The organism is Neobacillus drentensis (assembly GCF_036965245.1).
In the GTDB taxonomy this organism is placed as follows: domain Bacteria; phylum Bacillota; class Bacilli; order Bacillales; family Cytobacillaceae; genus Neobacillus; species Neobacillus drentensis_G.
The window spans coordinates 1-12,196 of sequence record NZ_JBALPG010000020.1 but is presented as its reverse complement, the minus strand read 5'-3'; the positions used below and the strand labels follow the sequence as shown (position 1 = coordinate 12,196).

Genomic DNA, 12,196 nt, shown 5'->3' with positions numbered 1-12,196 from the left:
ATATTTAACTTATTTCTTCTGAATTGGTTTTCTGAATAGCTAATCAAAAACCCTCTTTTAAGGATTACCTAATTATAATAACTTAGTTAATTATTCCTAATGAATAATGTATTTAACAAATGGAATTGCAATCATTTTGTGAATTGGAGATGTAATCAGAAGGAAGTTTGTACTAAATGTGATTCTCTTCACTTATTTTTCCGATATGCTATTTTATAGTAATGATATGAAGAAGGGAAAAGGAGGGAAAGAGATGAAGTTATTTATACCGAAACAACATGGTGCTTGGGCAATGCTAATCATCCCTTTTTGGTTGGGTGTTATCGATGGAGGATTTTTGTGGCTGCATCTCCCGTTATTTATTGGCTGGCTTCTATTGTACTTAGCAACCTATCCGATGCTCCTTTTATTTAAAAAGAAAAAGATTCCTTTTTATACAAAGTGGACGCTTATTTATATGATACCGGCTTTAATACTACTACTGATCCCATTCCTGGAAAGGCCTGCCATCATCTCTTTTGGTTTTTTGATGCTCCCGTTTTTTATCATAAATGCTTACTATACCTCAAAAAATCAAGATCGTGCTTTTATGAATGATTTGAGTGCTATATTTGCTTTTTGTATTGCAGGTTTGGCAAGCAGTTATTTAGTGCGGGGTGTGGTTACGCCTGAGACGATTCTTTTTTCTTTTTTAGCATCCGTGGTCTTTTTTATTGGCTGTACCTTTTATGTAAAATCAATGATTAGGGAAAGGAATAATATAAACTTTAAATTGTTTTCTTGGGCCTACCATGTGCTGCTCGTCATTACTTGGGCCGCAAGTGGCTTTTGGATTGCAGCACTTGCCTATATTCCGAGTTTGCTTCGAGCAATCCTTTTTTATGGGAAGAATTTATCTGCAAAACAAGTTGGAATATACGAAATCATTAATTCAGCCATTTTTTTCATTATCATTGCCATACAAATAGTTTTACTTAAATAAAAAATCGGTCATAAAATTGACCGATTTTTTTCCATATTAAAATCGAACTAATCAACTTTACAAATTTCAATTGGGCAATCCTCACAATCGATTTCTTGTTTTAAATAATCTATGTTATGAATGGTAATTGTCCCTTTATCGATTGAAATAATCCCAGCTTTTCTTAAATCGCTAAGTAGACGATTTACGACTTCACGTGAAGTACCGCAGAAATTTGCCAACTCTTGATTTGTTAAAGGTAATTCAATCATGATTCCTTGATTCGTTTTAATCCCATAACTGTTACTTATTCGAATTAAGGTTGAATATAATGCTCCTTTTTTTCCGTGAAGGACCAAATCACGAAACTTGGTTTGTGTTTTACGGTATTGCAGACTCATCCATTTTATGAATTCAAAGGAAAGCGAGAGATTTTGCGAAAGTTTTTCCTCTAACACATCCTTCATGATAACGGCGACTTCACCACTCTCAACGACACGAGCACTTAATAAATATTTTGAAGAAGGGGAGAATAAATTTAATTCACCAACAAAGTCTCCTTTTGAGCACATTCTTAGTGTGAGTTCTCTGCCATCAGGAATAATTTTACTAATTTGAAGAATACCGCTTTGCACGATATACAATTCATCGGCGCACGATCCTTCTTGAAAAAGAAAAGTCCCTTTTTCAATCTTCTTAATATGATGAACCGTATCAAAGAGATGGGACAATGTTACGGGCATTTCTTTAACTGACTGCATACAAATAACCACCTTTAAAGGTACAAATGAATTTTGAAAAATAAATGCCAGTTAAGATTGGATTTGCAGGATATTACTATTATTATATTGTTAACGAAGAATATTTAGCAATAAATGTGCAATAAGTTCATACAATCGTCAAAAAATGAATCATTCGTGACATATTTCTTAGGAAATAATGTCGATATGTGATGGGATTTGAAAGAAATTCCTATAATGGACAAATTCAAATTGGCAATAATAAAGATATAGATGATAAGGAGGGAAAGACGTGGGACAAAATCATCAATTTAAATCAGGTAAAAAGGCTCCGAATAATGGTGTGTATATAGAAATTGGTGAAACCGGAGATAATGTGCTGAATCCTAAAAAAATTAAGCTTAAAGCAGGGGACCCATTTCCCGAGACATCAAATCATAACCGCGTTTGGACATATCAACGCAAACCTTAACATTATTTGTTCTTTTTTTAGAAAGTCATCCATCACGGATGGCTTTTTCCCTGTTCAAAATTTTACTTCTATTTATAGTTTGTTTTATAATAAATATATATAGGTCAAAAATGGTCAAACGAGGAGTGAGTAAAGTGGACTTAAGCCGAATGACTGAGCGTTTACAAAAAGGGATCATGGATGCACAGGCCTTAGCGGTGAAAGAAAATCATCAAGAAATTGATGAACCTCATTTATTTTTATCGCTTATGGATCAAGAGGACAGTCTCATTGCTTCTATTTTAGAGAAAGCAGGTTTACCGTCTGAGAAAGTAAAGAAAAGCCTTATGGAATCCTTGGCTAAAAAACCTCAAGTTACTGGAAGCGGGGTTGAACAGGGGAAACTTTATATTACGGCAAAGCTGCAAAAAATACTGGTAAGTGCAGAGGAGTTTGCTTCGAAATTTGCCGATGAGTATATTTCAGTTGAGCATTTTCTATTAGCTGCAACCTATGCCAATAATTCAGAAATAAAAAAAATAATCCAAGCTTATGGAAAAACACCAGAAACTATTTTAAAAGCAATAAAAGAAATAAGGGGGAACCAAAGAGTGACATCACAAAATCCCGAAGCAGGATATGATGCTCTTAAAAAGTATGGAAGAGACCTCGTTGCCGAAGTGAAATCAGGTAAAATGGATCCGGTCATCGGCAGGGACACAGAAATTCGTAATGTGATTCGGATTTTATCGAGAAAGACTAAGAACAATCCAGTATTAATTGGCGAACCAGGAGTTGGGAAAACAGCGATTGTTGAAGGGCTTGCACAAAGAATTGTTAGAAAAGACGTTCCAGAAGGCTTGAAGGATAAAACAATTTTTTCACTTGATATGAGTGCTTTAATCGCCGGGGCAAAATTTAGAGGTGAATTTGAAGAGAGGCTGAAGGCAGTTTTAAACGAAATTAAAAAAAGCGAAGGGCAAATTTTGCTGTTCATTGATGAAATTCATACAATTGTTGGTGCAGGAAAAACCGAAGGTGCGATGGATGCCGGTAATATGTTAAAGCCGATGCTTGCACGCGGAGAACTTCATTGCATTGGAGCAACCACACTTGATGAACACAGGAAATATATTGAAAAAGATCCTGCTCTTGAACGCAGATTTCAACAGGTGCTTGTCCAAGAACCAAATGTAGAAGATACCATTTCAATATTAAGAGGCTTAAAGGAACGGTTTGAAGTGTACCATGGTGTAAAAATTCATGATCATGCACTTGTGGCAGCAGCAACTTTATCAGACCGCTATATTACTGACCGATTTTTACCTGATAAAGCGATTGACCTAGTCGATGAAGCATGTGCCTTGATTCGTACTGAAATTGATTCCATGCCAACCGAACTTGATGAAGTGACCCGCAGGGTTATGCAGCTGGAAATTGAAGAGGCGGCATTGCGAAAAGAGAGTGATGAAGGGAGCAAATTAAGACTTGAAGCACTATTAAAGGAACTTGCCGATTTAAAAGAACAGGCTAATGCCATGAAAGCAAAATGGCTCCAAGAGAAACAAAACATCCAGAAAGTGCAAGAGAAAAGGGAGCAGCTTGAAAAGCTTCGCCGAGAGCTTCAGCAGGCAGAAGATAAATATGATTTAAACCGGGCTGCTGAACTTCGGCATGGGCAAATTCCGTTGGCAGAAAAAGAACTGAAGGAATTAGAGGATGGAGCGGCAAAGGATGAACGGTTGCTTCGTGAAGAAGTGACAGGGGAAGAAATTTCGAATATCGTCTCGAGATGGACAGGAATTCCTCTCTCCAAACTTGTTGAGGGTGAAAGAGAAAAGCTATTGAAATTAGAATCCATTTTGCATGAAAGAGTAATTGGGCAAAATGAAGCCGTTAAACTCGTGGCTGATGCTGTCCTTCGGGCGCGTGCCGGAATAAAAGACCCAAACCGTCCAATTGGTTCATTTTTATTTTTAGGGCCTACAGGTGTAGGAAAGACAGAGCTTGCAAAGGCGTTGGCGGAGTCGTTATTTGACAGTGAAGAACACATTATTCGTATAGATATGTCGGAATATATGGAAAAGCACGCGGTTTCTCGTCTAATAGGTGCACCTCCAGGTTATGTCGGTTATGAAGAAGGCGGGCAGCTAACGGAAGCTGTTAGAAGAAGACCATATTCAGTTATTTTAATGGATGAAATCGAAAAGGCTCATCCAGAGGTGTTTAATATTCTTTTACAAGCACTTGATGATGGGCGAATCACCGATTCACAAGGCCGGGTAGTAGATTTTAAAAACACAGTTATTATTATGACCTCCAATATCGGCTCACACTTCTTACTTGAACGAAGTGAAAATGAAATTGAAATTTCAGATGGGACAAGAGAAAAAGTAATGAGTCAGTTAAGAGCCCATTTTCGTCCGGAATTTTTAAATCGTATTGATGAGACCATTCTATTTAAGCCGTTATCATTAGGAGAAATAAAAAATATTGTTGTCAAAATGATGAAGGAACTGCAAACCAGGCTAAAACAACAGCAAATTAATATTTTGATTAGTGAGGATGCAAAAGAATTTATTGCATTAAGTGGATTTGACCCAATCTATGGAGCAAGACCACTTAAACGGTATATACAAAGAAATATCGAAACAAAGCTCGCACGTGAAATAATAGCTGGACGGATACATGAACAGTCAACAGTTGAAATCATGAAAGAAGATGGGGAAGTGACATTAAAAGTTCAATAAACAGAAAAAAGGTCATCCATAGATATTGGAAGACCTTTTTTCCTATTCTTAATGTTGATCAACGGGCTCATTTGGAATTATAGCAGAAGCAATAAAAATTAAAATGGTTACCCCAACAGAAACAATAGCACCAGGGATAAATTCAAATTTTGCACCTGGAGTCATGGAACTAACAACATATGTAAGCATTTGCACTAAAAGAAATGACCAGAAAAAAGTCCAAAAGAATCGCACTAATTTTCACCTCTTACTTATTTTACATCAATTTTAATAGTACCATACGATTTTAAAAAAATATAGATAATTTCAATGTCTAATTTCACTTTTCAAGTTTAATTAAACAAATGGGCAAACTCCCTTTCATCTTTTGTGAAATGACATACAATATTTTGAGGAAATATGTAAAAGGAGATTTATCAATGGAAAATCGCAATTTTCAGATGGATACCCAATGGAATGTCATTCATTACCCCGAAAAGCCTACAGGATTTGGGATCTTAATCATCGGAGATGAAAGGCATTTTGTGGACGAAAGTAAATGTTTTTGGACACAAAATGAAGGAAAGTTGGCCATAATTAACGATCTAAAAAAAGCAGGGTACACCATTTTTTCCTCAAATCTTTATGGGCGAAACTGGGGGAGCGAAAACGCTATTGAGCTTGCTCAAAAGTTATATCAGCATGTAATTCGCAGCGAAATCCTTAATCATCAAATTCATATATTGGCTGAAGGGATGGGTGCACTGGTCGCAGTCAGATTAATAGAGAAAATGAAGGGGTGTATCAGGTCGGTAATCCTGCTCAACCCGATCCTTTCCCTAAAACACCATCTTGAACAGGAAAAGGAACACAAATTTTTTTATAAAAAATTAATGAGAGAATTAACAGCAGCACATAACATGGATCAGACACGGATTGAAAGTATTATTTTTAGCATGGAAGATTTCGTTAATATGGAGTTTGACTGTCCAGTAAAGATTATTCATGTCCTTACTGGCGGAAAATCATATACGCAATCAAAATTATATCAAAAAATCATCAAGTCTCCTGAAATCAATCCTACCTTTATTCTTCCGGAAAAAAAACCACTGCTCGGAAAAATATTCATCAAGTTTTTGAGCAGTAATGAAACAGTACTGTAAAGAGGATTCCTCCCCAAAAAGAAATATTTCCTAATCGAAATGCATAGGATTCAAAAAGGCTAGATTGGGGAGGAAATATTAATGGACAAGGCCATTATTTTTGGAATATACAATTTTATTAGTTTTCATGCGTGTAAAGCCCTGCTGAATAAAGGTGTAGAGGTGATAGGTGTTCAAATTGATGAATCAGATAAAAGTCCATTTCTCGAGGAAAAACGACTTGAGGTGGGAAGGAATGCTAATTTTAGTGAACGATCTTTATCTGAGTGGGAAAACAGAAGAGAAGAAGAAAGCGCACAAACAACTTTAATATTATCAATTTACGATTTATATATGCTGAATAAAGAAACCATTTTACAAAAAGAAAAAATTACAAGAGCCATTATTCAATTTATGAAAGAGAATAAAAACAATACGAATGTAGCATTTATTCTTCCAATTCAAATGCTTAGTGCTGAACAAGATAAGACAATCGGCGCTTTATTAGAGCAGGCAAAGGGATGTGGGAAGAACACTCAAATGTTTTATTTACCTGCCATCTATGGCCCTTGGCAGCCACCAACCTTTTTGTTTCAACAAGCGATTCTTGCTGCATTTCAAGAGTCAGAAATCTTAAAAGACGAGAGAGAATGGACAGGTGATGTCCTATATGTTGATGATGCTATAGAAACTATTATTAAAACGATAGAAACCAATAGCCCTGGGGGGTTCATCCTAGAAAGCGGTAAGAATAATTATTGGGCCGAGTGCGCCGCCTATCTTCAAATAGATGAGAAAATCGCACTTGTCAACCGTAATGAATCATTGCAGATTGGCAATCAAATTGGCATAGTTTCTGTGAAAAAAATAACAACGATTGCGGATTCCTTCTCAAAACAAATGGAACATGTACAGCGTTTGTATCCAAATGGATAGTAAGTGAAATAATAAAAAAGTTGAATCGATTTGGTTAAAAGTGGAAATAGAGGAAATTTGTCTTTTCATTTAATTGTTCAAAGGTTAGAATAAAAGGACAATCGGCGTTTTCTTTGTTTTAGTTCAATTTTCAATATATATAATTAAAGTGATAGGACGATACATGTGATGAAAGTGGCTGCCGTACAAAGGAGTTGCATAGAATGTTAAACCGTTTCGGAATCATTCTTTTATGTCTTCTTTTACTTGGGGCTTGCGGGGTAACAAAGCCGACAGGCAAATTACAAAAGGTTGGCTTGTTAGTTCCCGAAACAGTAAATGACCAAGTATGGGGAACAAAAGGCTATAAGGGAATGTTAAAAATACAATCCAAATTTAATGTGGATGTATTTTATAAAGAAGGAATGATTTCACAAGCTGTTGTAGAACGGGCAGTGGCGGAATTTGAGCAAAAAGGGGTCAATCTAATTTTTGGCCATGGTTCGGAGTATGCGGAATACTTTAACAATATTTCAAAAGACTATCCTCAGATACATTTTGTCAGTTTTAACGGTGATGCAAAGAATTCCAACACAACCAGCCTTAATTTTAAAGCACATGCCATGGGTTTTTTTGGTGGAATGGTTGCTGCCCATATGTCTAAAACCAATAAAGTAGGTGTTTTAGCTGCATATGAATGGCAGCCGGAAATTGAAGGCTTTTACCAAGGTGCAATGACTGAAAATAAACAGACTCACGTAAGTATAGAATACGTCGGAAATTGGGATGATGAAAAAAAGGCCGTTCAATTAGCCAATCAAATGTTGGAAAACGGGGTTGATGTGGTATATCCAGCTGGGGATGGTTTTAATGTTCCCGTTATTGAGCAGGTAAAGGGACAGGGTTCTTATGTGATCGGCTATGTCTCTGACCAGTCTGACTTAGGTGAGTCAACTGTATTAACTAGCACCATTCAACAGGTTGACACCTTATATGAAAAGGTAGCAGAACAATACAACGATGGAAAGCTAAAATCAGGTAACCTTTCTTTTGATTTTCAAGACGATGTTATTTCCCTTGGGAAATTTAGTCCATTAGTGTCAAAAGATTTTATTAGAAAAATGAACAAGCATATTGAGCAATATAAGGAAACGGGAAAACTGCCTAAATAAATTTTTAAGGAGTACATATGATTAATCAAGATAAGAACTTACAATTTATGCAGATTGCGATGAAATACTTACCAGAAGCAAAAGAGCAATTAGATCAAGCAGGCGTCGAATTATCAATGGAGTTAATTCAGCCATTTATGAATTTGTTTACAAAAGTGATGCAAGAAGCCTATGAACTTGGCAGGGAAGATGCCCTTAGTGAAAAGTAATATCAAAATAAGCTGCCCGTTATAGCAGCTTATTTCTTTTTCCAAAATTGATCGATAAACGGATAAGCCTTTTGAAACAATGGTTTTAATCCCCGTACAGATTCCATTAAGGTATCGATATTTATCATTAGTTCTTCATAATTAATGGTGGATTGGTCATGAGGTTCTTGGTGATGATTGTGATGTGGTTCCCTCCTTGGACCAAACATAAATCTAGTGAACCGATCTTGCTTAAAATGCTCTTGGGACTCTTCTGGCTCTTCTAAGTCTTCTAAGTCTTTCCAATCTTGCTCCACCTGCTCCTGATTTTCCATTCCTAGATGTCTCCTTTCTGAAATGCTTCTTGAATTAGAATATGACTAAACGAATAAAAGGAGAGTACATTAGCGGAGTATTAATAAGAAGAAACAGTTGCTTTAAACATGTTTTATTTGATAAAATTAGTACCAAGTCATAATAATTGATATTAATCCTTGGGATATAAGAAGGAAGTATGACAATAAAAAGGAGATGAGATTTGTGAGAGCTGGTATTGTTGGGATTGGCAGGTATTTACCGGAAAAAATTGTCACCAATCATGATTTAGAAAAAATTATGGATACCTCTGATGAATGGATTCGTACTAGAACAGGAATCGAAGAACGGAGAATAGCTGCTGACGATGTTGATACATCAGATATGGCATTTGCCGCTGCTCAAAAAGCAATTCAAGATGCAGGAATTACTGCTGATGAGATTGATTTAATTTTGGTTGCGACTGTTACAGCAGATTCACCGTTTCCGTCCGTTGCCTGCAGGATTCAAGAAAGATTAGGAGCTAAAAAAGCAGCTGCAATGGATGTTAGTGCAGCATGTGCTGGCTTTATGTATGGAATAGTCACAGCAAAACAATTTATTGAGTCCGAAGTTTATAAATACGTGCTTGTAGTAGGGGTTGAAAAGCTTTCAAAAATTACTGACTGGAATGATCGTAATACCGCTGTATTATTTGGGGACGGTGCTGGAGCAGCAATCATTGGCCCAGTTTCAGAAAACCGCGGCATCCTTTCCTTTGAACTAGGTGCAGACGGCACAGGTGCGAAACATCTTTACCAGGACGAATATATCATTATGAATGGACGAGAGGTTTTCAAGTTTGCTGTTCGTCAAATGGGCGAGAGCTGTGTACATGTTCTGGAAAAGGCCGGTTTAACAAAAGAGGATGTTGATTTTCTCATTCCACATCAAGCCAATATCCGTATTATGGAAGCATCTAGACAAAGATTAGAGCTTCCTGATGAAAAAATGTCCAAAACAGTTAAAAAGTATGGTAATACTTCATCAGCGTCGATACCGATTTCTATTGTAGAAGAAGTAGAAGCAGGAAAAATTAAAGATGATGATCTGATCGTGATGGTGGGCTTCGGCGGCGGTTTAACGTGGGGCGCGATTGCCATTCGCTGGGGGAAATAAAATAGAAAGCGGAAGCGCCTTGGCGCTGTAGCTAGACAGTTATCGAAGTTCATTAATTTTGGATAAATATAGAAAAGTTAATGTATAAAAGGAGATGTAGAAATGGAAAAGCGTAGGGTTGTAGTAACAGGCATTGGAGCGGTAACCCCGCTAGGAAACGATGCAGATACTACTTGGATAGGGATATTAGAAGGAAAATCGGGCATTGGACCAATGACACGAGTGAATGCAGATGAGTATCCAGCAAAAGTAGCTGCAGAAGTAAAAGACTTTAATCCAGAAGTTTTTATCGAAAAAAAAGATGCCCGAAAAATGGATCGTTTTACGCAATTTGCAGTAGCTAGTGCATTAATGGCAGTTAAGGATGCCAATCTAACGATTAACGAAGATAATTCCCATCGTATAGGGGTATGGATTGGATCTGGCATTGGAGGTATGGAAACATTTGAACAACAATTTGAGATATTCCAAAAAAGAGGCTATAAGCGTGTGAGTCCATTCTTTGTGCCGATGTTAATCCCGGATATGGCAACGGGCCAAGTTTCTATCACACTTGGCGCTAGAGGATTTAATTCCTGTACCGTAACTGCATGTGCAACCGGAACGAATTCCATTGGCGATGCCTTTAAGGTGATTCAGCGCGGCGATGCCGATGCTATGGTAACCGGCGGTGCTGAAGCACCGATTACGAAAATGTCTGTTGCCGGCTTCTGTGCCAATACTGCTCTGTCTACAAATCCTGATCCGCAGACAGCAAGTAGACCTTTTGATAAAAACCGTGATGGCTTTGTAATTGGTGAAGGAGCAGGAATCGTAATATTGGAAGAATTGGAGCATGCATTGGCACGCGGGGCGAAAATATATGCAGAAATCGTTGGCTACGGTGCAACTGGTGATGCCTATCATATCACAGCACCTGCGCCAGGCGGTGAAGGCGGTGCCCGGGCAATGAAAATGGCTATTAACGATGCTGGATTAAAGCCGGAAGAAATTGATTATGTGAATGCCCACGGAACAAGTACCGAATATAACGACAAGTTTGAAACACTCGCAGTTAAAGAAGTATTTGGTGAGCATGCTTATAAGCTTGCCATGAGTTCAACGAAATCAATGACCGGTCATCTTCTAGGTGCAGCCGGCGGAGTCGAAGCTATTTTTACCGTGCTGGCGATAAGAGACAGTATGCTGCCACCGACTATTAATTATGAAACACCTGATCCAGAATGTGATTTGGACTATGTGGTTAAAACTGCACGTTCGAAAGAAATCAAGGCAGCCATGAGCAATTCGCTCGGCTTCGGCGGTCATAATGCTACAATAGTGTTCAAAAAATACGAATAGAAATCAGAAACGGCCAGGCATATGTCTGGCCGTTTTTTTTGGCTAATAGGAAGTATAACTTTATTATGAAGCAAAGTGCACTAAGGAAAGCTTCGCAGTTGAAAACCTATGCTTTTCGATGAACTACGGCTCATCAACCGCCCTTAGCGGTTCGCCAATCCGCGAGTTTTTTTTACTTTGACGGTAGAAACCCAATGATTCAAAGAACTTCTTCTAAAAAAAATCATAAAATGTCCAGAGGGAGAACTTGAGTTAAATGGGGTGAAGTAAATGGGAATCATTCGAACAGATCAATGGTTAAAAGAGGAGTTTGATCGCCCAGCTAAAATCTGTGAAAAGCTCCAACCTTTTTTTAAGGGGCAAACTCCACATGAAATTTACAATCAACTAATGAAATTTGGGATGTATCGACCTTCAAGATCATCAAGAAACAATCTAAAAATGATGTTGGATCAAAAAGCATGGGATAAAGTAGAAAAGCTTTTTTCTAAATATAAAAATAATTGGGATGGACCGGATGTGCCTACATTTCTCTTTCCGTTAGCTCAATCTGGCTTTTTTTTTAGTAGACAGGAAAAGAGTAAAGCCGGGGTCTCATTCCCTGATAAAATGTTTCTTTTTCTATCATATTATGATGATCCAAAAGAAATCGAAGCACTTCTGGTTCATGAATATCATCATGTTTGCCGATTGCGAATGTTAGGTAAAAAAATGGAGGATTACACCTTGCTCGACTCTATCATCATCGAGGGACTGGCAGAATATGCTGTATTAAAAAATTGTGGACGGGAATATTTAGCAACGTGGTGTCATATGTATACAGAAAAGGAACTAACAAATTTTTGGAATCGTTATTTAAAAAATCAGTTGCACAAGAAAAAGAATGAACGAGGACACGATGATCTTTTATATGGAGGCGGAAGAGTTCCAAAATTACTCGGCTATGCAGCAGGATATAATATTATTGGAAAATTTTATGAAAATCACAATTATTCTACAAAACTATCTTTTACCATCCCTGCCGCTAAATATGTAGAATAGAAAAATAAATTTACAAGTAAAAGCCTATTATACCAGGCTTTTT

13 protein-coding genes are annotated in these 12,196 nt (G+C 37.3%); 10 read left to right on the top strand and 3 right to left on the bottom strand.

From position 1 onward, the window contains the following. Positions 1 to 253: 253 nt before the first annotated feature. A complete protein-coding gene (locus tag V7150_RS05535) occupies positions 254 to 982 on the top strand; it encodes a YwiC-like family protein (RefSeq protein WP_335514619.1) in 729 nt (242 codons plus the stop codon). Positions 983 to 1,029: 47 nt separating this feature from the next. Here V7150_RS05535 and V7150_RS05530 read toward each other — a convergent pair whose 3' ends face one another. Beyond that, the gene (locus tag V7150_RS05530; protein ID WP_420490258.1) at positions 1,030 to 1,722 is read right to left on the bottom strand and encodes a Crp/Fnr family transcriptional regulator; all 693 of its coding nucleotides are present in this window, start codon (positions 1,720 to 1,722) and stop codon (positions 1,030 to 1,032) included. A 271-nt stretch (positions 1,723 to 1,993) separates the two neighbouring features. On the opposite strand from V7150_RS05530, the gene V7150_RS05525 reads away from it, so the two are divergent. Next, positions 1,994 to 2,173: a YjzC family protein gene (locus V7150_RS05525; protein ID WP_283922266.1), complete on the top strand. Its 180-nt coding sequence runs from the start codon at positions 1,994 to 1,996 to the stop codon at positions 2,171 to 2,173. 134 nt (positions 2,174 to 2,307) lie between these two features. Continuing rightward, positions 2,308 to 4,902, top strand: a complete 2,595-nt coding sequence (gene clpB, locus V7150_RS05520; protein ID WP_335514614.1) for an ATP-dependent chaperone ClpB — start codon at positions 2,308 to 2,310, stop codon at positions 4,900 to 4,902. 48 nt (positions 4,903 to 4,950) lie between these two features. On the opposite strand, the gene V7150_RS05515 is transcribed toward clpB, so the two are convergent. After that, positions 4,951 to 5,136 (bottom strand): YjzD family protein, encoded by a 186-nt coding sequence (locus V7150_RS05515; RefSeq protein ID WP_335514611.1) that lies wholly within the window; start codon positions 5,134 to 5,136, stop codon positions 4,951 to 4,953. Positions 5,137 to 5,321: 185 nt separating this feature from the next. Between V7150_RS05515 and V7150_RS05510 the strand changes: the two genes are divergently transcribed. The 4 genes from V7150_RS05510 to V7150_RS05495 all read left to right on the top strand — a co-directional run bounded on the left by V7150_RS05510 (position 5,322) and on the right by V7150_RS05495 (position 8,319). Beyond that, positions 5,322 to 6,044, top strand: coding sequence for a hydrolase (locus V7150_RS05510; RefSeq protein WP_335514608.1), 723 nt, complete (start codon positions 5,322 to 5,324; stop codon positions 6,042 to 6,044). A gap of 81 nt (positions 6,045 to 6,125) precedes the next feature. After that, entirely contained in the window at positions 6,126 to 6,959 is an 834-nt protein-coding gene (locus tag V7150_RS05505; protein WP_335514605.1) for a hypothetical protein, read from the top strand. 203 nt (positions 6,960 to 7,162) lie between these two features. Further along, positions 7,163 to 8,110, top strand: coding sequence for a BMP family ABC transporter substrate-binding protein (locus tag V7150_RS05500; RefSeq protein WP_335514602.1), 948 nt, complete (start codon positions 7,163 to 7,165; stop codon positions 8,108 to 8,110). Positions 8,111 to 8,127: 17 nt separating this feature from the next. Further along, positions 8,128 to 8,319, top strand: coding sequence for a ComZ family protein (locus tag V7150_RS05495; RefSeq protein ID WP_420490257.1), 192 nt, complete (start codon positions 8,128 to 8,130; stop codon positions 8,317 to 8,319). 29 nt (positions 8,320 to 8,348) lie between these two features. Here V7150_RS05495 and V7150_RS05490 read toward each other — a convergent pair whose 3' ends face one another. Then, complete coding sequence (locus V7150_RS05490) at positions 8,349 to 8,633, bottom strand: hypothetical protein (protein ID WP_335514600.1); 285 nt, start codon at positions 8,631 to 8,633, stop codon at positions 8,349 to 8,351. 205 nt (positions 8,634 to 8,838) lie between these two features. Here V7150_RS05490 and V7150_RS05485 point away from each other — a divergent pair, with 205 nt between their 5' ends. The 3 genes from V7150_RS05485 to V7150_RS05475 all read left to right on the top strand — a co-directional run bounded on the left by V7150_RS05485 (position 8,839) and on the right by V7150_RS05475 (position 12,153). Continuing rightward, a complete protein-coding gene (locus tag V7150_RS05485) occupies positions 8,839 to 9,771 on the top strand; it encodes a beta-ketoacyl-ACP synthase III (RefSeq protein ID WP_335514598.1) in 933 nt (310 codons plus the stop codon). A gap of 102 nt (positions 9,772 to 9,873) precedes the next feature. Beyond that, positions 9,874 to 11,112 (top strand): beta-ketoacyl-ACP synthase II, encoded by a 1,239-nt coding sequence (gene fabF / locus V7150_RS05480; RefSeq protein ID WP_335514596.1) that lies wholly within the window; start codon positions 9,874 to 9,876, stop codon positions 11,110 to 11,112. Positions 11,113 to 11,382: 270 nt separating this feature from the next. Beyond that, positions 11,383 to 12,153 carry a DUF2268 domain-containing protein gene (locus V7150_RS05475; protein WP_335514594.1) on the top strand — a complete coding sequence of 257 codons (771 nt, stop codon included), beginning with the start codon at positions 11,383 to 11,385 and terminating at the stop codon, positions 12,151 to 12,153. The last annotated feature ends 43 nt before the right edge of the window (positions 12,154 to 12,196 follow it).